This is a genomic window from Shewanella halotolerans, assembly GCF_019457535.1.
Lineage (GTDB): Bacteria > Pseudomonadota > Gammaproteobacteria > Enterobacterales > Shewanellaceae > Shewanella > Shewanella halotolerans.
Genome location: NZ_CP080417.1, coordinates 2,477,557 through 2,499,800 on the forward strand (window position 1 = coordinate 2,477,557; position 22,244 = coordinate 2,499,800).

A 22,244-nucleotide genomic window follows, 5' to 3' on the forward strand; every position below is an offset into this window, starting at 1 on the left:
GGCTAGCAACGCATTTCGAGCTACTTGAACGAGTTAAATTCATTGCTAAGTAACCAATTCCGCTCGCATATTCCCCCTCAAGAACTCACTCAAATACACACTCAACTTCTGTTGATAATAGTCTCTTAAATTCGATGCCTCATCACCGCTCTTACTCTCCATTCCTCCATAACTAGGCAGCCCCAAAGCTAATTAAGCAAACTAGCCTAGACAAGCCACTACAGTTGCAACAATTGCATTTGCAACTGTTTGTCATTGTTTTTATTGTCTTTTTTGATACCCAGATCTCGTTTAAGGACTATTATTAGTAGTAGGTCACTGATTTTCAGTTGTCCCTTAAGACATACCGTTGGTTTTTCAGGGGGTGGAACATGGGCATTTTCGAGCATTATCAACAGCGCTATGAAAAAAAATTAGATGAAGAGTATTCACTACAAGAGTTTCTGGCTATCTGTAAAGAAGACAGGATCGCCTACGCATCGGCGGCCGAGCGACTACTTACGGCCATAGGTAAGCCGGAGGTCATAGACACCTCTAAGGATCCGATCCTTAGCCGCATCTTCTCCAACAGGCTAATCTCTCGCTATCCCGCCTTTAAAGATTTTTACGGCATGGAAGATTCTATCGAGCAGATCGTCGCCTACCTCAAACACTCGGCCCAGGGACTGGAAGAGTCGAAACAGATCCTCTATCTCCTCGGCCCTGTGGGCGGCGGTAAGTCCTCCCTGGCCGAGAAACTAAAGTCATTGATGCAGAAAGTGCCCATCTATGTACTGAGCGCCAATGGCCAACGCAGCCCAGTCAACGACCATCCCTTCTGTCTGTTCAATCCGGAGGAGGATGGGGAGCTGCTTAAGAGCGAATACAACATACCCGAGCGCTACCTCAAGACCATAATGTCGCCATGGGCGGTGAAGCGCCTGCATGAGTTTGGCGGCGATATCTCCCAGTTCAAGGTGGTCAAGGTCTTCCCCGCCATCCTTGATCAGATTGGGATAGCCAAGACAGAACCAGGTGATGAGAATAATCAGGATATCTCATCGCTCGTCGGTAAGGTGGATATCCGTCAGCTGGAGCACTACGCCCAGCATGACGCCGATGCCTACTCCTACTCGGGCGCCTTGTGCCGTGCCAACCAAGGCCTGATGGAGTTCGTTGAGATGTTTAAGGCGCCGATCAAGGTGCTGCACCCCTTGCTGACCGCCACCCAGGAGGGTAACTACAACGGCACCGAAGGCCTGTCGGCCCTGCCCTTCAACGGCATCATTCTGGCGCACTCTAACGAGTCGGAATGGACCACATTTAGAAACAACAAGACCAACGAGGCCTTCTTAGATAGGGTCTACATAGTCAAGGTGCCCTATTGCCTGAGGGTGTCAGAAGAGATCCAGATCTACGAGAAACTGCTCACCAACTCAGAGCTGGCTCAGGCGCCCTGTGCGCCGTATACCCTAGAGACGCTGGCCCAATTTAGCGTGCTGTCACGCATCAAGGCGCCGGAAAACTCTTCCATCTACTCTAAGATGCGGGTCTATGATGGCGAGAGCCTGAAAGATACCGATCCTAAGGCCAAGTCTTATCAGGAGTATCGCGACTATGCCGGCGTGGATGAAGGGATGCAAGGGCTCTCTACCCGCTTCGCCTTTAAGATCCTCTCTAAGGTGTTTAACTTCGATCACAGTGAGATCGCCGCCAACCCTGTGCACCTCTTCTATGTGCTGGAACGCCAAATCGAACAGGAACAGTTCCCCGCCGAGACGGCAGAGCGCTACATGGAGTTTCTAAAAGGCTATCTCACCCCTAAATATATCGAGTTCATCGGTAAAGAGATCCAGACCGCCTACCTGGAATCCTATTCGGAATATGGCCAGAACATCTTCGACCGTTATGTCACCTACGCCGATTTCTGGATCCAGGATCAGGAGTACCGGGACCCAGAGACAGGTCAGCTGTTCGATCGCGCCGCCCTCAACGCCGAGCTTGAGAAGATAGAGAAGCCTGCGGGGATCAGTAACCCGAAAGACTTCCGCAACGAGATCGTCAACTTCGTGCTGCGCGCCAGGGCCAACAACGAAGGCTCTAACCCGCTGTGGACCAGCTACGAGAAACTGCGTACTGTCATCGAGAAGAAGATGTTCTCCAACACAGAAGATCTGCTGCCGGTTATCTCATTCAATACCAAGACCTCCACAGACGATCAGCGTAAGCACGACGATTTCGTCAATCGTATGATGGAGAAAGGCTACACCAAGAAACAGGTCAGACTCCTGTCTGAGTGGTATTTACGGGTTCGTAAATCATCTTGATACCCGTACACGGGGAGCTTGCTCCCCGCTAGTCTTGGGAGGTGCGCATGGCTAATTTTATCGATAGAAGATTGAATACTAAGGGAAAGAGTACAGTCAATCGTCAACGTTTTATCAACCGCTATAAGCAACAGATCAAGAAGGCCGTCAGTGATGCCGTGACCCGGCGCAGCGTGACCGACATAGATAAAGGCGAGAAGATCAGTATCCCGACCCGGGATATCAGCGAGCCCACCTTTCATCAGGGACAAGGGGGCATGCGCGAGCGGGTGCATCCGGGTAATGATCAGTTCTCCCGAGGCGATAAGGTGGAGCGTCCGCCCCAGGGCGGTGGACAAGGCAGCGGTCAGGGGGATGCGTCTAATTCAGGCGAGGGCCAGGACGATTTCGTATTTCAAATCTCCAAAGATGAATATTTGGAGTTGCTGTTTGAAGATCTCGAACTCCCTAACCTGCAGCGCAATCGCCTCAATAAACTAGTGGAGTATCAAACCTATCGCGCCGGTTTTACCAATGATGGCGTGCCCGCCAACATCAACATCATTCGCTCGCTGCGCTCATCCCTGGCACGGCGGATCGCCATGTCCTCCTCGAAGAAGGCGCTGCTGAAAGAGCTAAAAGCAGAGCTGGAGGCACTAGAGCAGACACCCGGTTCGGAGGCGGAGAAGATCATCGCCTTGAAGGAGCAGATAGCGGAGCTTGAGGCCAAGATTGCCAAGGTGCCCTTTATCGACACCTTCGATCTCAGGTACAACAATTTCGCCAAGCGCGAGGTGCCCTCGAGCCAGGCAGTGATGTTCTGCCTCATGGATGTGTCTGGCTCTATGGATCAAGCCACCAAAGATATGGCCAAACGCTTCTATATCCTGCTCTATCTGTTTCTCACCCGTACCTATAAGAATCTGGAGGTGGTCTACATACGGCACCACACCCAGGCAAAAGAGGTGGATGAACACGAGTTTTTCTACTCCCAGGAAACCGGCGGCACCATAGTCTCCAGTGCGCTCAAGCTGATGCATGAGATCCAGCGTGAGCGTTATCCAGAGAGCGAGTGGAACATCTATGCGGCCCAGGCATCGGATGGCGACAACTGGGCCGATGACTCCCCTACCTGCCGCCAGATCCTCGAGCGTAAGTTGCTACCTGTGGTGCGTTACTTTAGCTATATCGAGATCACCAACCGCGCCCATCAAACCCTGTGGCGTGAATACGAAGGACTACAGAAGACTCACGATAATATTGCAGTTCAGCACATTAAACAGGCCGAGGACATCTACCCTGTATTTAGAGAACTGTTTAAGAAACAAGCTGTTTAGGGGGCCTTATGAGTTCAAAAAAGAAGCGCACTGTATTAGATGACGGCCCGGACTGGACCTTCGAGCTACTGGAATCTTATCTCACCGAGATCGAACGGGTGGCGGATCACTACCGTCTGGATACCTATAAGAACCAGATAGAGGTGATCACCGCCGAGCAGATGATGGATGCCTATGCGGGGATCGGCATGCCCATAGGCTATACCCATTGGTCCTTTGGTAAGAAGTTTATCGAAACCGAGCAAGGCTATAAGCGTGGCCAGATGGGGCTGGCCTACGAGATAGTGATCAACTCAGATCCCTGTATCGCCTACCTGATGGAGGAGAACACCATTACCATGCAGGCGCTAGTGATGGCGCACGCCTGTTTCGGCCACAACAGCTTTTTTAAGAGCAACTATCTGTTCAAGACTTGGACCGACGCCAGCTCTATTATCGATTATCTGGTGTTTGCCAAAAACTATGTCAGGGAGTGTGAGGAGCGCTATGGTGAGGATCAGGTAGAGTTAGTGTTAGACTCTTGTCACGCCCTGATGAACTACGGCGTCGATCGCTACAAGCGCCCCAGCGAGATCTCACTCAAAGAGGAAAAGGTACGCCAGAAAGAACGTGAGGCCTACCTGCAGAGCCAGGTGAACGATCTTTGGCGCACTATCCCCCTGACACAGGACACCCAAAAGCAGCAGAGCGCCCCCAATTTTCCCGCCGAGCCCCAGGAGAATATCCTCTACTTCATCGAGAAGAATGCCCCGCTACTCGAACCCTGGCAGCGGGAGATAGTGCGGATCGTGCGAAAGATGGGACAGTATTTCTATCCTCAGAGGCAGACCCAGGTGATGAATGAAGGCTGGGCCACCTTTTGGCACTACACGATTCTCAACCACCTCTACGACGAGGGGCTGGTCTCCGACCGCTTCATGATAGAGTTTTTGAAAAACCACACCAATGTGATCGCCCAGCCGAGCTATAACAGCCCCTACTATTCAGGCATCAACCCCTATGCACTGGGCTTTAACATGTTTGTCGACATCCGCCGCATCTGCGAGTCGCCCACCGACGAGGATAAACGTTGGTTTCCCGATATCGCCGGCAGCAACTGGCTCGATACCCTGCACTTCGCCATGGAAAACTTTAAAGACGAGAGCTTTATCAGCCAATATATGTCACCTAACATCATTCGCCAGTTCAAGTTTTTCAGTATCTTAGACGATGACAAGAAAAACTATCTCAGTATTTCTGCGATCCATGACGACCTGGGTTACCAAGAGATCCGCCAGACACTGTCCCAACAGTACAACCTGTCTAACCTTGAACCTAACATTCAAGTGCAGAGCGTTGCCATCTCAGGCGATCGCTCGTTGACGCTGCGCTATATACCCATCAATCGTATTCCACTGGATAAGAGCTGCCAGCAGGTGGTCAAACACCTGCACAGGCTCTGGGGCTTCAATGTGACCTTGGAAGAGATTAACGATCAGGGCGAGCCTATCGTGATCGCCAGCTGCCCGGAAAAGCTCTCGGAATCTGATCCTGCTTCTTAGGGGGATAGAAAAAAGGGAATGGGTGAATGGATACGGGAAATAAGGGCATAAAAAAAGCGCCACTAAGGCGCTTTTCTCATTTCAGATCCGCTATTAAGCAAATTTGAAATCCACGTGCTCGATCATAGGCTTGAACGCGTGACGTTGCATAGCTTGAACACGAACTTTAACTTCTTTACCGTCTAGAACGATAGTGATGTCGCTGTTGTAGAAATCATCGTTAGTTTGGATGTTGATGATTGAACGGTGTTCGAATTCGATAGAAACGGCTTCTTTGCCCGCACCATAGATAACTGCAGGAACTTTACCAGCATGACGTAGGCGGCGGCTCGAACCTTTCCCAATTTCAGTGCGGGTTTGTGCGGTAATTGTGTAAGACATAATTTACTCACTTAAATCAATAGTAATATAGGTGGCCATCGCTTTCGACCAACGATGACCTCATTTAAAGCGAGCGAATACTAGCACAGTGATCCGGCTTTAACAAACCTTAAGTGAGTCAAAGCCGGCATTTAGCTTACCAGGTACGGATGGGGCCGGTATCGACGTGCACAAAGCCTGAGCTTGGGTAATAACCAACACCGCCGAGTTTTAGAGAGATCGCCGCATCACGCAGATCTTTAAGGTTGACGTCAGGCAGTGCGATATCCATCGCCATCCCCTTCATATGATAACTCTTCTTCGCCACCCCTGAGCTGCGATTGGCCAGCATCTGATTAGTCTTAGGCGAGCGATATCCTGAGATCACATGAAAATCTTCGTCGACCTTTAGGGTCTGCTTCAGCGAAAAAAGCAGATCGAATAGGCGCTTATCCATGGGCGCCGTCTCGTTTTGACGATGATCCCGCAACAGGTGATTAAAATCATTCAAGGTATTTGTTTGATAATCACCATCGATCCAATAGCTTCCCTGCCCCCGTTCTCCTGTATGCCTATTGTAAAACCCTAGGGATCTTACTCCTTGTGTCGAGCGACTCGCTCGCGCTTTAGACGGCACCATAGAAAACATTGCTACACCACCTAGGCCTAATAACAACTGCCTACGCGCAGGACAAACTATCGTCACATCAACACCACCGTTTACTTTTTAACCAAAACAGCGGACAAGTTAACCTTAATTTAGGGGGAGATCAAGTGTTACTTTCTGCCAGAGGCCAGATAAACACTGGGCTAGCGGCTATTTGGCGGCGTGCAGACTCAGACTAATATTTTGATTCTTTTTGTATATGTCGTCTCTAAACTGGGCAACATTGTCGTCATCCAGCCAGGAGGTCCAATACACTAGATGTATAGGTAGGCCCGCATCGAAGGCAAACCACTGGGTCTTATCTCGCTCGATTTGCATACGTACCCAGGTCTGCTTGTCACGCACCAGATGCGAAGCCATCCAGTTGGCTAACTGTTCAACTTTTTCGATCCGAATACAACCCGATGAGAGCGCCCTGTCACTGCGCTGGAACAGCGCCTTGTCTGAGGTATCGTGTAGATAGACACTGTACTCGTTAGGAAAGAAGAACTTGTAGCGTCCCAGCGTATTTCCAACCCCAGGCTTTTGCACCAGACGATAGGGAAACTTACCCTTGGCGATGTCGCGCCATTCATCATCACTCTTGATGACCCGCTCTCCCTGATAGTCAAACACCTCAAAGTTGCGGCTGCTGATGTAGCTGCCATCCTCTCTCACCTTGGGCAGGAGATCATGGGTCAACAAGCGGCGCGGCACCCGCCAGCTGGGATTAAGCACCAGATTCTTTATCTCGCCGCTGATGATAGGCGTCTGGCGATAGGGCTTACCGACGATCACCTTAGACCTGAGTGCCACCTGGTTATCATCCACCAACCACATCTCATAGGCGGGGATATTAATTAGCAGATAGCGCTTGCCTATGTCAGCCAGATACTCGGCCCGGCGGATAAAGTTAACCGCCAAGAGCTGAGCACGCTCTCTGGGAGTGCGGTTGAGCCAACTCAGGGTTGCGGGGCCTATGATGGCATCAGGCTTGAGGCCATGGCGGGTCTGAAATTTGATCATGGCCACTTTTAACGTCTCATCAAAATAGAGGCCACTGGTATCCCCCTGGGGATAGTCCCCCAAGGCCTGCAGTCGCACTCTAATATCGGGGATGACTCTATGACTGTCACCGGGCTTTAGCCAGCCCTGGGGCTCGAGTGGCAACCAGGACTCATGGCGTGCCAACCAAAGAAGATAGCGCACGCGATTACTCAGCATCAGATAATCGGCTACCTGGGGCTCGCTGGCGATAACGCTGGTATAGGGATCGTCAGGCGCCAAAGGAAACTCGCCGGTCGCTATGCCTTGGCGCTGCCAAAACTGAGCGGCGGCCTGGGCTATGGTATAGAGCCTTGCAGGGGAGAGCGCTCCTTCCGCGCTAAGCTGCTCACGGTAGCGCTCAAACTCGCTGGAGGCACTGGCAAGGTGGATCACTTCCACCTGATCGAGCAACGCCTGATTTGCCGCAGCGAGACGCTCATCGGCAACGCCTAAGCATGACCAACACAGCAGAAGCAATATGAAAATGCGTCTCAAAGCCATAAAAACCTCCTTGGATAATTATGGCTCATAGTTGACAGGGCAACCTAGGCGACTAAAGACGGATTTTTTATAAGCTAATGCCCAGTCCAAACAAACCAGGTATGTTGAAAAAGAAGGCTAGGACCCGTGTTAGCTGAGGGTCGAACGTGTGATTAAGGTTTTACCCGTGCCTGGATAGTACCTTAACTGCCAGTTTTCACTGCCTTTTGCTCTGTTGTCGCGAATATAGTTAAAGTAACAATAGGTGTTGCTATTACTGATGTCGCCACCAGAGAACCAATAGACGATATCGTTACCGCCGCCAAACGCCGCATCACCATGTGGCGCCAACTGGTAGTCATTATTATCTAACAAGCCCTCCCAAAGTTGACGGCAGAACTCCCCTTGCAACAAGGTACCATTGTTACCATCTGCCTGGGTTGTCTGCCCCAGCGGAAAGCCTGTGGTGGTCGAATCGATAGTACCGTCATCAAAGCAGGCAAGATCCACCACATGACCACTCGCCCCCGCAGCCGCCCAGCAGCTGTGATAGAGGGACACACCAGAGCTAAAGGCGGCAAACGCTCCCTTCGCCGCGCTGTCGTGGGCATCCTGGCCCACAGAAATAAACCTTGGCAAGGCAACCACGGCCAGTATCGCCAACACGACAATCACCACCACTAACTCAATCAGGGTAAATCCGCTAACTCTACGCATCTGAATTCAAGACCTTAATAACTAACACATTAAAAGAATGCATTAAAACGATTCTTCCAATAATTGTATTACGCCTTTAGCGAAATCCCAGCTGGCAAAAGTGTAAAATGCGATAGGCGCATGATTTTTAATAATTAAATAGAAGATTGTTAGTGAACAAACAAAAAAGCCCCAACTTACGTTGAGGCTATTTTGTCATCAATTGATGGTACCCGAGGCCGGACTTGAACCGGCACGCTGTTACCAGCGAGGGATTTTAAATCCCTTGTGTCTACCAATTCCACCACTCGGGCAAAGTGTGTTTTACCGCATATTTGCACTAAAACATAAAGTGGAGGCGCGACCCGGAGTCGAACCGAGATCGACGGATTTGCAATCCGCAGCATAGCCATTCTGCCATCGCGCCTTAGGTTAAGATTGGAGCGACATATCGGGTTCGAACCGATGACCTATACCTTGGCAAGGTATCGCTCTACCAACTGAGCTAATGTCGCTTACTTCATCTTATTCCGCGTCAGAGTCTTAACAAGCTTTCCCCTGACTGCGGATTGGCATTCTACCGATTTACCCTCAAGTGTCAACGCCCTATTTCACCTTAATGCACTGTTTGGACACTAAGTGATCGCATTGCATTTTAATTGTTCGATTCGTCTGTGAGATCCGCCCAGGCGGCCATAATGTAGCTCACCATGGACCAAAACGTCAGGATAGCCGCCACGTAAAACAGTGCCATCGCCGTATAAGTCAGAAACTCATTAGGCTTCCAGATAAGGCCTATGATCGCCACCATCTGCGCCGCCGTCTTATACTTGCCTATCCAGGACACGGCAACCGCGCCGCGCTTACCAATCTCGGCCATCCATTCACGCAGTGCTGAGATCACTATCTCACGACCAATCATAAACAGCGCCGGCAGGGTCAGCCAGATACTCTTATATTCTGCGACCAGCAGCACCAACGCCGTGGTCACCATGATCTTGTCGGCAACAGGATCTAAGAATGCACCGAAACGGGTTGATTGCTGTAATTTTCGCGCCGCATAGCCATCTAGTGCATCGGTCACCGCCGCCAGCCAAAATACGAACGCAGCCGCAAAGGGTGACCAAGTGTAAGGCACATAAAAAAGCACTACAAAAACAGGTAGTAATATTAATCTAAAAAATGTGAGAGCTATCGGTACATTAAACGGCATGTGAAAACCAATTATCTAAAAGCAGCGCCAATCTTGCCTTAATTTTCTCACCCTCGCAACGCATCATGTATTGTTTGTGCCATTTCTAGGCTAATGCCTGGCACTTTAGACAATTGCGCTACGCTGGCCCCCTTAACCTGCTGTAAACCACCTAAGTATTGCAACAACGCCTTACGACGCTTAGGCCCCACCCCAGGAATAGACTCGAGCGTCGAGGTATTACGGGTCTTCTGACGTTTGTTACGGTGGCCGGTTATCGCGAAACGGTGTGACTCGTCGCGAATATGTTGGATCAGATGCAGCGCGCCGGAATCAGCCGGTAGACTAAAGGCCACCTCGTTCTCGCCATAGATGAGGGTCTCGAGTCCGGGCTTGCGCCCCTCCCCCTTTGCCACACCGATGAGCGTCGGTGCCACATCCAGGTGAGCAAACTTTTCATTAACGACTTTCTGAGCGATCCTCAGCTGTCCCATGCCGCCATCAATAAAGAGGATGTCGGGGATCTTGCCGTCTGCCTCTATCTTATCGAAGCGCCTACCGATCGCCTGTTTCATCGCCGCATAATCGTCTCCCGGAGTGATGCCAGAGATATTATAGCGGCGATATTCTCCCTTGCTCGGTCCTTCGCGATTAAACACCACACAGGAAGCCACAGTGCTCTCCCCCATGGTATGGCTGATATCGAAGCATTCCATGCGATTGATCGCCTGACTCTGCTCCAGCGCCTCTTCCAGCAGTAAGAAACGCTCCTCGACGGTATTTTGGTGAGACAGACGAGTCTCTACCGCATTCTTGGCGTTAGCATCGGCGATACGCAGGAAACTGGCGCGCTCGCTGCGCACCTTGGTCTTGATCAGCAGGCGTCTATTGGAGGCCTGAGCAATTGCCTCCTCCAGCTCATGGATATCTTCAAATTCATGGCTGACCACTATCTCTCTCGGCAGCGTGCGCTGACTGTCGACATTCAGATAAAACTGCAACATGAAGGCGCGTAGCACCTCACTGACCTCAGTCTCGTCCGGCACGCTAGGATAATAGCTGCGACTGCCGAAGATCTTACCGTTACGAATAAACAGCAGATGGAAACAGGCGATGCCCGAGGCGTAGTAGGCGCCAATCACATCCATGTCGCCAGAGTCGCTGGATACCTCCTGCTGCTCGGCTACGCGGCGAAGCGCACTGATCTGGTCGCGATAACGGGCGGCATCCTCATAATTGAGATCCATAGCCGCCTGCTCCATCTTGCCCACCAAGGTGGCGATCACCTGTTGATCCTTGCCCCGCAGAAACAGGCTCGCAAGCTTAACCTGCTCGGCATAATCTTCATCGCTTATCTTACCCACACAAGGGGCGCTGCAGCGGGCGATCTGATACTGCAAACAGGGACGAGAGCGCGCCTTATAGTAAAGATCGTCACACTGACGGATAGGAAACAGCTTCTGCATCAGATGCAGGCTTTCGCGCACCGCGCCGCCATTGGGATAGGGACCGAAATAGTGCCCCTTCTCCCGCTGAGGCCCGCGGTGATAGGCAAGCCTTGGATGACGATGGCCACTCAAGAAAATATAGGGATAAGACTTATCGTCACGAAACAGCACATTGTATCTGGGCATGTACTGCTTGATGTAATCGTTTTCCAGTATCAACGCGTCGGTTTCGCTGGGGGTCAGAGTCACATCGATATTGGCAATGTGAGTCACCAATGCCTGAGTCTTGACGTTAGGCAGATTACGCCTGAAATAGGAGCTGAGGCGCTTCTTGAGATCTTTGGCCTTGCCCACATAGATAACGACCCCCTGAGCATCGTACATGCGATAAACGCCGGCAGAGGAGGAAACGGTTTTTAAAAACTGGGTCGCATTAAAGCTATCTGTCACATCGAGGCCATAAAAGTCACGCGGGTTAACACTAGAACTGGCCGGTATCCAACATCTTGTAGCGGATCGCCAATCGGGTCAGCTCGACATCGCCGCTGATCCCAAGCTTGGCAAATAAACGATAACGATAGCTGTTGACCGTCTTAGGGCTCAGGTTGAGCTGCTCAGAGATATCGCTAACCCGCTCACCATTGGTGATCATCATCATGATCTGCAATTCGCGCTCAGACAAGGACTTAAACGGGTTATCTTCCGACTGATTGAACTGACTCAAAGCCATCTGCTGGGCAATCTCCGGCGAGAGATAGCGCTGGCCATGTGCCACCTGACGAATTGCCTGTATCACCTCGGGCGGCGTCGCTCCCTTGGTCAGATAACCTGAGGCGCCCGCCTGCATTACCTTGGTCGGGAAAGGATCTTCGGTATGTATGGTCAAGACGATGATCTTGGCATGGGACTGATAGCGCAGGATCTTGCGTGTCGCCTCGAGTCCGCCAATGCCAGGCATATTCATGTCCATCAGGATCACGTCAGCCTCGTTATTACGGCACCACTGCACGGCAGATTCACCATCACCTGCTTCGCCGACAACCTTGATACCGCGCTCATCCTCTAGGATGCGGCGGATTCCTGTTCTTACTAACTCATGGTCATCAACTAAAAATACAGAAATCAACTTCAATCTACCCTTCAGCTAATACTCGGCCCACATAGACGGCATGTCGGCAACAGATTGTAATTTATCCCAAATGGGGTTAAGAAGAAAGCGGAAATTAAGTGCAACTAAGCATATGAATTATAAGTGAACTATTTTTATCCGCCGGGAAGCTTAAGGAACAATTATAGCACTCAACCTTAAGTCCTAGCTGCCCTTCATACTAAAGCACTATCATCTGAAAACGAAAAAGGATGCCGAGGCATCCTTTTATTGAGTGAATATTGTCTTACCCCAAGGATTCGGGCACACAGACCCAGCCTTGCATCAGCACGCGCGCGCTGCGGCTCATGCTGACTTTTTCGACCTGCCAGCGACCATCTTGCTCGCTTGCCTTGGCGCCCACCTTGAGGGTCCCTGAGGGATGACCGAAACGCACGCTCTCACGGGCCTGCCCGCCGGCCGCCTGATTGACTAAGGTGCCGGGAATCGATGCCGCCGTGCCAATGGCCACCGCCGCCGTTCCCATCATGGCGTGATGCAGCTTGCCCATAGACAGCGCGCGCACGTGCAGGTCTATCTCATCTGCAGCGATCTGCTTACCGCTAGAGGAGGTATAGGCCTTAGCCGGAGCAACAAACGCTATCTTGGGCGTGTGTTGACGACCAGCGGCCTCCTCAAGAGACTGAATCAGCCCCATCTGCAAGGCGCCGTGGGCGCGTATGGTTTCGAAGCGCTCAAGCGCGGCCGCATCGCCGTTGATCGCCTCCTGCAACTCAGTGCCCTGGTAACCCAGCTGCTCCGCCTTAAGGAAGATGGTAGGAATACCGGCATTGATAAAGGTGGCATCGAAGACAGGCTCGCCCGGCACCTCCAGCGTGTCGACCAGATTGCCCGTAGGGAACATATCACCCTCGCCATCGGCGGGGTCGACAAACTCCACCAGCACCTCTGCCGCCGGGAAGGTCACCCCATCGAGCTCAAAATCCCCCAGCTCCTGCACTTCACCATCCACCATAGGCACATGGGCGATGATGGTCTTGTTGATATTGGCCTGCCAGATCTTCACCACGGCTGTGCCGTTGTCTGGGATCTTAGCGCTATCCACCAAGCCCTGGGTGATGGCGAAGGCGCCCACCGCCGCGGTCAGGTTACCGCAGTTACCACTCCAATCGACGAACGGCTTGTCTATGGCCACCTGACCGAAGAGGTAATCCACGTCATGATCATCGCGTTGACTCTTATCCAGAATCACCGTCTTACTGGTACTAGACGTGGCGCCGCCCATGCCGTCCGTGTGCTTGCCGTAGGGATCTGGACTGCCGATCACCCTAAGCAATAAGGCATCACGGGCCGGACCCGGCTGCTGGGCATTTAAAGGCAGATCCTTTAACGCAAAAAAGACACCCTTGCTGGTGCCACCGCGCATATAGGTTGCCGGAATTTTCATCTGTTTCATTGACTTATCCTTTAAGAAGCAGGTAAGGCATAATCGCCTTACCCGCTATTGACTGCCCTTAGGCGTTCGCTTCGAGGAAGTCCTGCGCGAAGCGCTGCAACACACCGCCCGCCTGATAGACAAGTACCTCATCGGCGGTATCCAGACGACAGGTCACCGGCACCTCGACACGCTCGCCATTTTGACGGGTGATCACCAGCGTCAGATCAGCCCTAGGTGTCGGCGAGCCAATCACATCGAAGGTTTCACTACCGTCGATGCCATAGGTGTGACGGTTTTCACCGGCCTTGAACTCCAGCGGTAGTACGCCCATACCCACCAGATTAGTACGGTGAATACGCTCGAAACCTTCGGCGACAATCGCCTCAACCCCAGCCAGTCTCACCCCTTTGGCCGCCCAGTCGCGGGACGAACCCTGACCATAGTCGGCGCCGGCGATGATGATCAGCGGCTGCTTACGATCCATATAGGTCTCGATCGCCTCCCACATACGCATCACCTCACCTTCTGGCTCGAGGCGAGTCAGTGAGCCTTGCTTGACTTCACCGTCCACCAACGCCATCTCGTTGATCAGCTTAGGGTTGGCAAAGGTCGCACGCTGGGCCGTCAGGTGGTCGCCCCTATGGGTCGCATAAGAGTTAAAGTCCACCTCGGGTAGGCCCATCTTCGCCAGGTATTCGCCGGCGGCGCTGCTAGCCAAGATGGCGTTTGAAGGCGAGAGATGATCTGTGGTGATGTTATCCCCAAGTACCGCCAGCGGACGCATGCCCTTCAGGGTACGCTCACCGGCAAGCGCGCCTTCCCAGTAGGGAGGACGACGAATATAGGTACTCTGTGGACGCCAATCATACAGAGGGTTCACATCCTCTCCATAGTCCACCGCTAGGTCGAACATAGGGGTGTAGATATCCCTAAACTGCTGCGGCTTAACGCTCGCCTTGACGATGGCATCGATCTCTTCATCGCTCGGCCAGATATCTTTGAGGCGAATCGGCTCGCCCTTGTCATCTTGACCTAAGATATCTTTCTCAATATCGAATCTGATGGTACCCGCGATAGCATAGGCCACCACCAATGGCGGCGAGGCCAGAAACGCCTGCTTGGCATAGGGGTGGATACGACCGTCGAAGTTACGGTTGCCCGACAATACGGCGGTAGCGTACAAGTCTCTGTCGATCACTTCTTGCTGGATCACAGGGTCAAGTGCCCCGCTCATGCCGTTACAGGTGGTGCAGGCAAAACCTACGATACCAAAGCCTAGTTGCTCCAGCTCAGGCAGAAGCCCCGCATCTTTTAAGTAAAGCTCGGCCACCTTAGAGCCAGGCGCGAAAGAGGTTTTCACCCAGGGCTTACGCACTAAGCCAAGCTCATTGGCCTTCTTGGCGAGCAAGCCCGCTGCTATTACGTTTCTTGGGTTACTTGTGTTGGTACAGCTGGTGATGGCGGCGATGATCACAGCGCCATCCGGCATCAGCTTCTCGTCCTGCTCAACCACACCGGCGATGCCTTGACTGGCCAGCTCGCTGGTTGCCACGCGGCGATGCGGGTTAGAAGGACCGGCGATATTACGCACAACGCTGGAGAGATCGAAGGTCAGCACCCGCTCATACTCGGCATCTTTCAGGCTATCGGCCCACAGACCTGTGGTCTTGGCGTAGTTTTCCACCAGCTTGACCTGCTCGCTATCACGACCCGTGATGGTGAGATAGTCGATAGTTTGCTGATCGATATAGAACATACCCGCCGAGGCGCCAAATTCAGGCGTCATGTTGGAGATGGTAGCGCGATCCCCAAGGGTGAGGTCCGCAGCCCCTTCACCGAAGAACTCAAGATAGGCTGAAACCACCTTCTCTTGGCGTAAAAACTCAGTCAGTGCCAGCACGATATCCGTGGCCGTGATGCCGCTCTGACGCTTACCCGTCAGCTCGACACCGACGATGTCCGGCAGACGCATGTAGGATGGGCGACCCAGCATGACGTTCTCGGCTTCGAGACCGCCCACGCCTATGGCGATAACGCCCAACGCATCCACGTGAGGCGTATGGCTGTCGGTACCCACCAGCGTATCGGGGAAGGCCACGCCGTCACGGGCCTGGATCACCGGCGACATCTTCTCCAGGTTGATCTGATGCATGATGCCGTTGCCGGGCTGGATCACATCGACATTCTTAAAGGCCGTCTTGGTCCAGTTGATGAAGTGGAATCTGTCTTCGTTACGGCGATCTTCAATCGCGCGGTTCTTCTCGAAGGCATCTTTTTCGAAGCCCGCATGTTCAACCGCCAGCGAGTGATCCACGATCAACTGAGTCGGCACCACAGGGTTAACCTTGGACGGATCCCCGCCCTTCTCGGCGATGGCATCACGCAGGCCTGCCAAGTCAACCAGAGCCGTCTGGCCGAGAATATCGTGACACACCACGCGCGCCGGGTACCAAGGGAAGTCGAGATCGCGCTTACGATCGATGAGCTGACTGAGGGCGTCGTTAAGCAGTTCGGGGTCGCAGCGTCTTACCAGGTTTTCTGCCAGCACCTTAGCGGTATAGGGCAGTTTGTCATAGGCGCCTGCGCTTAAGGCCTCAACGGCGGCGCGGGTATCAAAGTAATCGAGCGCGCTGCCGGGAAGCGGTTTACGATGTAAAGAGTTCATAAAATCATCCAAACGATTTAAGAGTTGAAGCAAGCAAACCAAAACAGCCCCTGAGCCTTTAAAGGCAGAGGGGCTGGTATCTAGGCTTATCTTTCGCTGATTGGCACCACTTTACGCGGCGCAGAGCCGATATAGTCCGCGCTCGGTCTGATGATGCGGTTGTTGGCGCGCTGCTCCATCACGTGGGCTGCCCAGCCGGTTAGGCGCGAGCAGACAAAGATAGGGGTAAACAACTTAGTTGGGATCCCCATGAAGTGATAGGCTGACGCATGAAAGAAGTCGGCGTTACAGAACAGCTTCTTGGTGTCCCACATATACTCTTCACAGGCCACAGAGATATCGTAGAGTGAGGTATCGCCAAACTCTTTCGCCAGCTTCTCAGACCAGGCCTTGATGATCACGTTGCGCGGATCTGACTCTCGGTAGATGGCGTGACCAAAGCCCATGATCTTCTCTTTACGCTCCAGCATGCCAGCCATCTGCACCTTGGCATCTTCTGGCGAGCTGAACTTTTGGATCATCTCCATAGCAGCCTCGTTGGCACCGCCATGCAGTGGGCCGCGCAGCGAACCGATAGCACCTGTGATACAAGAGAACATGTCTGACAGGGTCGAGGCACAGACACGTGCGGTGAAGGTCGATGCGTTGAATTCGTGCTCTGCGTAGAGGATCAGCGACACGTCCATCACGCGGCGATGTTGATCCGATGGCGTCTTGCCATTAAGCAGCTTAAGGAAGTGGCCACCTAGCGAGTCTTCGTCGGTCACGCAGTCGATCTCGACGCCGTCATGGCTGAAACGGTACCAGTAACACATGATGGCAGGAAACGCTGCCAGCAGACGGTTAGCCGCCTTGTTCTGTTGGCTGAAATCTGTCTCTGGCTCAAGATTACCCAGGAAAGAGCAGCCGGTGCGCATTACATCCATGGGATGGGCATCAGCCGGGATGCGCTGCAGCACCTCTTTGAGGGTCTGAGGCAGGTCGCGCATCGACATCAGCTCGCTCTTGTAGGCATCCAGCTGCGCCGCATTTGGCAACTCGCCATTAAATAGCAGGTAAGCAACCTCTTCGAAGGTGGCGTTATCGGCCAGATCCGACACATCATAGCCACAATAGGTTAAACCTGAGCCTGATTTTCCCACTGTACATAACGCCGTTTCGCCAGCACTCTGTCCACGTAGTCCGGCGCCGCCTAATTTTTTATCTACCATAACGTCTTCCTATTATATTTTTGTCTATCCCTAGTACTGCATCATCTAGGTTGTAGGGGGTATGCTGTCAATCTGACTCGCCCTTGGCGAGCCAGGCTGTGTTACTTGTTCTTACCTTCGGCAAACAGGCTGTCGAGCTTCTGCTCATAGGCGTGATAACCAAGATAGTCATAGAGCTCCATGCGGGTCTGCATGGTATCAACTACCGCCTTCTGGTCGCCGTCGCGCAGAATGGTTTGATATACATTCTCTGCCGCCTTGTTCATGGCTCTGAAGGCGCTCAATGGATAAAGCACCATGGCCGCGCCCCACTGACCTAATTGCTCGCGATTCCACAGCTCCGTCTGACCAAATTCTGTGATATTGGCCAGAATAGGCACATCTAAGGCTTCGGCAAAAGCGCGGTAATGCTCTTCTGTCTTTACTGCCTCGGCGAAGATACCGTCGGCGCCAGCAGCCACATAGGCCTTGGCACGTTCGATGGCAGCTTCCAGTCCTTCCTGAGCAAAGGCATCGGTGCGGGCCATGATGAAGAAATCGGGATCAGTGCGCGCATCGACCGCCGCCTTGATACGATCTACCATCTCCTCAACAGAGACAATCTCCTTGTTAGGACGGTGACCACAACGCTTCTGAGCGACCTGGTCTTCCATGTGCACGGCCGCGGCGCCGGCTTTTTCCATATCTTTAATAGTCTTGGCGATGTTAAATGCCCCGCCCCAACCTGTATCTATATCCACCAGCAGCGGCAGATCACAGGCAGAGGTGATGCGCTGCACGTCGACGATCACATCGTTTAGTGAGGTCATCCCCAGATCCGGCAGACCATAAGAGGCGTTGGCTACCCCGCCACCAGAGAGATAGATCGCCTTGTGACCGATCTGCTTGGCCATCATGGCCGTGTAGGCATTAATGGTTCCGACGATCTGCAATGGCTTGTTGTCGGCCAAGGCCTGACGGAATTTCTTTCCTGCGCTCATGCTCGCTTCCTCTTATGACTGAATTGATGAGAGTTTGTTTCTGATGTTGTTTCTTGAATAGGTGATATGTCTGCGCATCAGCATCTCGGCCAGCTCCTGATCGCGATTGGCAATGGCCTGCACTATATGCCTGTGTTCGTCATAGGCGGTGGTAACTCTAGGCCCCGCCATGCCGAGCTGAACGCGGTACATACGCACCAGATGATAGATGCCGTCGAACAACATAGAGATAAGGTGCTTATTCTTGCTGCCCAATATGATGCGGTAATGAAAGTCCACATCGCCGGCCTCTTGGTAATAGGATTCACCCTGTTTGACGTCTTGAAAATGGCTGACCAGCAGGGCTTCGAGCTCGGCTATCTCTTCATCGCTCATGTTCTTCGCCGCCAGACGTGCGGCCATTCCCTCGAGGGATTCGCGGATCTCATACAGGGCCAGTAGCCCCTCTTCACTGAGCGCCACCACCCTCGCGCCAACGTTAGCCCGACGCTCGACGATATGACAAGACTCGAGACGATTGATCGCCTCGCGGATCACTGCTCGGCTGACACCATAAGTTGTCGACAATTCTGTCTCACTTAGCTTGGCACCCGCAGCAATGACCCCTTCGACAATGTCTTGCCTGAGTTGATAAAAGGTTTTATCTGCCGTTGTCACGGGGGTTTGGCTGTATCGGGTCATGGTGAATGTGATCGCCGTCAAACAATTAGTTGTCGACAATATAGCCTTCACAATCGACTTTCTCAAGCTAAAACCGGAAAATTGTCGACAAAAAGAGGTCTGTTTCGACTAAAGTCTTAACGCCTTGCATTTGATCGACGGATAAAACCCAACGAGGAAGCGGTCATTAAACAGGCAATTCGATTTGAATAAAGGGGGCTAATCGCTGTTGTGAATCGCGTTCTTAATGCCTAAAAGATGTGACTTAGGCCTCTGTTTAAAGAAAAACTAAAAATGCTACTTAAACAGTCTGATTGTCGACAAAATGTTTTATAAGCGGAAATAATTAACCTCTGTGGGAGTCGAATTCCAAGACAAACCTGCACATACGCCCACACTTACACCCACTAGAAAGCAGGCATATAAACAGCCGCATTTGGTTATACGAAAGTGAAACTCGCGCGAAACTATAGCCAAACTAGGTCGAAAGTAAGTCGAGCCGTCGCCAAACTGTGCTAACATCAGCCCATGTTTCAACAATTCACCCCAGAAATGATCGCACATTCCATCGACGCCGCCGCTTTATCGCCCCACTTTAACTTACCCCAAGTCGACCAACTTAAGCCTAACTTGCACAGTCGACTCCTTGGTCAGGAACGCACACTTGACGCCTTCAACCTGTTAGCCAAGGCCTGCGGCCAGCATATGTACCTGGCCGATCAAAGCGGCATCGATAGGCTCGCCCTCATTTCAGCCCTGGTCGACTATCAGGGACACAGAGCTACCCACTATCTTAACCGTTTGGCGCCCGACGCCAGCCTGGCATGGCAAACCGAGGCGGGTGATGAGTGCCTATGCAGCGCGAGTAAACCCTATCGCTATCTGAGCGGCGCCATTAGACGCAGGGATCTCATAGGCCATCTCGATGCCCATAACCCTAATGTCTATCATCCGGGCGCCATGGCCGACTGTGATTACCTGTTTATCTGCGCCGAGTCGCTGTGGAAGCGCGAGGCCCTGTGGGAACTGGTAATGGAAGCCGCCCATCGCGGTGAATATCAACTGCACTCAGGCTGGCCGGCAATTCCCCTGCACAGCAAGATCATCCTGGTAGGTAGCAGCACCTTATATAGTATCAGCTATCTGGAAGAGCGTAACTTTCCCGCGGCGTTCCCCCTGCTCGGTGAGTTGGTGGATGAGATAGATCTCAATGAATTTAGCGAACTCGACTATGGCAACTATTTAGTCGAACTGGCGGATACCAACCAGCTCACGCTGGAACAATCGGCGCTCGCGCCTTTGTTTAATTACAGTGCCCGCCTGGCAGATCATCAGCGCCACCTAAGTCTGGAGACTCTGGGGGTCAGTCAGCTCATGGTACAGGCCAGCCTCTACAGCAAGAGCAAGCAAATTAACGGTGAGAACATAGCCCTAGCCCTCGCCCGTCACCAGACGCGCCACAACGCCTCTCAGAGCCTGTCAGCCCAGAGCTTTGATGACAACTTCATCAACCTGCCGACCCAAGGTGCCATGATAGGCCAAATCAACGGCCTAACCGTATTGGATGCCGCCGAATACACCTATGGTGAGCCGGCACGGATCACTGCCGCCGTGCACTATGGCGACGGCGAGGTGGCCGATATTGAACGTAAATCGGAACTTGGCGGCAACATACACGCCAAGGGTCTGATGATCCTCACTTCTTGTCTCTACCGTATCTTCGGTAAGGATGCGCCGTTGCATCTTAATGCCAACATAGTATTCGAACAGTCGTACCAGGAGATCGATGGTGACAGCGCCTCACTGGCGGAATATTGCGCCCTGATGTCGGCCATTGCCGAGCAGCCAATAGAGCAAGGTATCGCCGCCACCGGCGCCATAGATCAGTTTGGCCAGGTACAGGCTATTGGCGGCGTTAACGAGAAGATCGAAGGCTTCTTCGACCTGTGTCAACGTAGAGGACTCACGGGCACTCAGGGAGTGATCATCCCAGCCTCTAACGTGCAGCAACTCAACCTGGCGCCAGCCGTAATAAACGCCGTCAAGGCAAAAGAGTTTCACCTGTACCAGGTCGAACATACGGATCAGGCGGTAGCCATCTTGATGAACAAGCCAGCCGGCAGCCGCGACGATAATGGTCAATTCCCCGAGGAAAGCCTGTATGGCATGGTACAGGCGCGATTAGAGGGACTCGCCGGCTATCCAGATGAAGAGCGATCCTTTTTTGCCAACTTGCTCCATAAATTGAAACTTTCTAGCTGATCGGAGTTGTTTGGCGTACACGTGTTAGCTAACCTTGGCGACTCAAATTGCTAGAGTGAAGTTAACAATGAATAAAGCAAACAGTTTCAGTAAAGAAGAATTAGTCGCCTGCGGGCACGGTAACCTATTTGGCGCCAACTCGCCTCGCCTGCCTATCGACAACATGTTGATGATAGACCGCATCACTAAGATCAACGATGACGGCGGTGAGTTTGGTAAGGGTGAAATTGTTGCTGAGCTGGATATCGATCCATCACTCTGGTTCTTCGGCTGTCACTTCGAGACAGATCCCGTGATGCCTGGTTGTCTGGGCCTAGACGCCATGTGGCAGCTGGTCGGTTTCTTCCTCGGCTGGGAAGGCGCCGAAGGTAAGGGCCGCGCGCTGGGCGTTGGTGAAGTGAAATTTACCGGCCAGGTACTACCCGATGCTAAGAAGGTTACCTACAAGCTGACCATCAAGCGTAAGGTCTACAGAAAGCTGGTGATGGGTATTGCCGATGCGGTAATGGAAGTCGACGGCCGTGAGATCTATTCGGCGACGGATTTAAAAGTCGGTATCTTTACCGATACCTCTAGCTTCTAAGCGATTTGCGATAGCTCATTTACGAAAATGCCCTCTTAACAGAGGGCAAACAGCTAAATCACTTGTTGAACAGGCCGCTGAGACGGCCATCGACGCCTTCGCGCCACCCTCCGAGCCAGTGTGATTTAGAGTCTAAAGTAGAATAAGGACAGTTATCCTTCGAGCGGCCACCTATCCCGGCCTGGAATCCCTTTGAAAAAGCTCTATCGAGACGATCTCTTTTTTGTCTTTTCATGCAAGCATCCTCTGTTCTCAAATCCTAAAGGCCGAAGCCTCATCCATAGAAATAGAACTTTTTTATCATG

18 protein-coding genes and 3 tRNA genes are annotated in these 22,244 nt (G+C 52.4%); 5 read left to right on the top strand and 16 right to left on the bottom strand.

Annotated features, from left to right (window positions below; all coding sequences use genetic code 11):
- Positions 1 to 371 precede the first annotated feature (371 nt).
- The 3 genes from K0H81_RS10585 to K0H81_RS10595 are packed head-to-tail and all read left to right on the top strand — an operon-like array spanning position 372 to position 5,163.
- Positions 372 to 2,306 (top strand): PrkA family serine protein kinase, encoded by a 1,935-nt coding sequence (locus K0H81_RS10585; protein ID WP_220058300.1) that lies wholly within the window; start codon positions 372 to 374, stop codon positions 2,304 to 2,306.
- 47 nt (positions 2,307 to 2,353) lie between these two features.
- On the top strand, positions 2,354 to 3,622 hold the full coding sequence (locus tag K0H81_RS10590) for a YeaH/YhbH family protein (RefSeq protein WP_144199091.1): 1,269 nt from the start codon (positions 2,354 to 2,356) through the stop codon (positions 3,620 to 3,622).
- A gap of 8 nt (positions 3,623 to 3,630) precedes the next feature.
- Positions 3,631 to 5,163 (top strand): SpoVR family protein, encoded by a 1,533-nt coding sequence (locus K0H81_RS10595; RefSeq protein WP_144199089.1) that lies wholly within the window; start codon positions 3,631 to 3,633, stop codon positions 5,161 to 5,163.
- Between the two features lie 93 nt (positions 5,164 to 5,256).
- Here the strand turns inward: K0H81_RS10595 and rplY are convergent, their stop codons facing one another.
- The 15 genes from rplY to K0H81_RS10670 all read right to left on the bottom strand — a co-directional run bounded on the left by rplY (position 5,257) and on the right by K0H81_RS10670 (position 19,115).
- Positions 5,257 to 5,544: a 50S ribosomal protein L25 gene (gene rplY, locus K0H81_RS10600; RefSeq protein ID WP_011865628.1), complete on the bottom strand. Its 288-nt coding sequence runs from the start codon at positions 5,542 to 5,544 to the stop codon at positions 5,257 to 5,259.
- A 136-nt stretch (positions 5,545 to 5,680) separates the two neighbouring features.
- A complete protein-coding gene (gene mepK, locus K0H81_RS10605; RefSeq protein WP_220058301.1) occupies positions 5,681 to 6,229 on the bottom strand; it encodes a peptidoglycan L,D-endopeptidase MepK in 549 nt (182 codons plus the stop codon).
- A 111-nt stretch (positions 6,230 to 6,340) separates the two neighbouring features.
- Positions 6,341 to 7,717 carry a L,D-transpeptidase family protein gene (locus K0H81_RS10610; protein ID WP_220058302.1) on the bottom strand — a complete coding sequence of 459 codons (1,377 nt, stop codon included), beginning with the start codon at positions 7,715 to 7,717 and terminating at the stop codon, positions 6,341 to 6,343.
- Positions 7,718 to 7,846: 129 nt separating this feature from the next.
- Complete coding sequence (locus K0H81_RS10615; protein WP_220058303.1) at positions 7,847 to 8,413, bottom strand: prepilin-type N-terminal cleavage/methylation domain-containing protein; 567 nt, start codon at positions 8,411 to 8,413, stop codon at positions 7,847 to 7,849.
- A 206-nt stretch (positions 8,414 to 8,619) separates the two neighbouring features.
- Positions 8,620 to 8,706, bottom strand: a tRNA-Leu gene (locus K0H81_RS10620).
- Between the two features lie 39 nt (positions 8,707 to 8,745).
- Positions 8,746 to 8,819: transfer RNA gene (locus tag K0H81_RS10625), tRNA-Cys, on the bottom strand.
- A gap of 12 nt (positions 8,820 to 8,831) precedes the next feature.
- A tRNA-Gly gene (locus K0H81_RS10630) sits at positions 8,832 to 8,907 on the bottom strand.
- A 140-nt stretch (positions 8,908 to 9,047) separates the two neighbouring features.
- Positions 9,048 to 9,605: a CDP-diacylglycerol--glycerol-3-phosphate 3-phosphatidyltransferase gene (gene pgsA, locus K0H81_RS10635; RefSeq protein ID WP_011865624.1), complete on the bottom strand. Its 558-nt coding sequence runs from the start codon at positions 9,603 to 9,605 to the stop codon at positions 9,048 to 9,050.
- A gap of 47 nt (positions 9,606 to 9,652) precedes the next feature.
- Entirely contained in the window at positions 9,653 to 11,482 is a 1,830-nt protein-coding gene (gene uvrC / locus K0H81_RS10640) for an excinuclease ABC subunit UvrC (protein WP_220058304.1), read from the bottom strand.
- Between the two features lie 31 nt (positions 11,483 to 11,513).
- Positions 11,514 to 12,158 (bottom strand): UvrY/SirA/GacA family response regulator transcription factor, encoded by a 645-nt coding sequence (uvrY, locus tag K0H81_RS10645; RefSeq protein ID WP_041407121.1) that lies wholly within the window; start codon positions 12,156 to 12,158, stop codon positions 11,514 to 11,516.
- Between the two features lie 268 nt (positions 12,159 to 12,426).
- Positions 12,427 to 13,596 carry a 2-methylaconitate cis-trans isomerase PrpF gene (gene prpF, locus K0H81_RS10650; RefSeq protein WP_220058305.1) on the bottom strand — a complete coding sequence of 390 codons (1,170 nt, stop codon included), beginning with the start codon at positions 13,594 to 13,596 and terminating at the stop codon, positions 12,427 to 12,429.
- Between the two features lie 58 nt (positions 13,597 to 13,654).
- The gene (gene acnD, locus K0H81_RS10655; protein ID WP_220058306.1) at positions 13,655 to 16,243 is read right to left on the bottom strand and encodes a Fe/S-dependent 2-methylisocitrate dehydratase AcnD; all 2,589 of its coding nucleotides are present in this window, start codon (positions 16,241 to 16,243) and stop codon (positions 13,655 to 13,657) included.
- An 86-nt stretch (positions 16,244 to 16,329) separates the two neighbouring features.
- On the bottom strand, positions 16,330 to 17,454 hold the full coding sequence (gene prpC, locus K0H81_RS10660) for a bifunctional 2-methylcitrate synthase/citrate synthase (protein ID WP_011865619.1): 1,125 nt from the start codon (positions 17,452 to 17,454) through the stop codon (positions 16,330 to 16,332).
- Between the two features lie 101 nt (positions 17,455 to 17,555).
- Positions 17,556 to 18,434, bottom strand: a complete 879-nt coding sequence (prpB, locus tag K0H81_RS10665) for a methylisocitrate lyase (protein WP_220058307.1) — start codon at positions 18,432 to 18,434, stop codon at positions 17,556 to 17,558.
- Between the two features lie 12 nt (positions 18,435 to 18,446).
- A complete protein-coding gene (locus K0H81_RS10670) occupies positions 18,447 to 19,115 on the bottom strand; it encodes a GntR family transcriptional regulator (protein ID WP_160793627.1) in 669 nt (222 codons plus the stop codon).
- Positions 19,116 to 19,646: 531 nt separating this feature from the next.
- On the opposite strand from K0H81_RS10670, the gene K0H81_RS10675 reads away from it, so the two are divergent.
- Together K0H81_RS10675 and fabA are read left to right on the top strand one after the other, a co-directional pair.
- Positions 19,647 to 21,356, top strand: a complete 1,710-nt coding sequence (locus K0H81_RS10675; protein WP_220060838.1) for a S16 family serine protease — start codon at positions 19,647 to 19,649, stop codon at positions 21,354 to 21,356.
- Between the two features lie 67 nt (positions 21,357 to 21,423).
- A complete protein-coding gene (gene fabA, locus K0H81_RS10680) occupies positions 21,424 to 21,939 on the top strand; it encodes a bifunctional 3-hydroxydecanoyl-ACP dehydratase/trans-2-decenoyl-ACP isomerase (protein WP_144199071.1) in 516 nt (171 codons plus the stop codon).
- Positions 21,940 to 21,997: 58 nt separating this feature from the next.
- Here the strand turns inward: fabA and rmf are convergent, their stop codons facing one another.
- Positions 21,998 to 22,174 carry a ribosome modulation factor gene (gene rmf, locus K0H81_RS10685; RefSeq protein WP_011865614.1) on the bottom strand — a complete coding sequence of 59 codons (177 nt, stop codon included), beginning with the start codon at positions 22,172 to 22,174 and terminating at the stop codon, positions 21,998 to 22,000.
- Positions 22,175 to 22,244 lie beyond the last annotated feature (70 nt).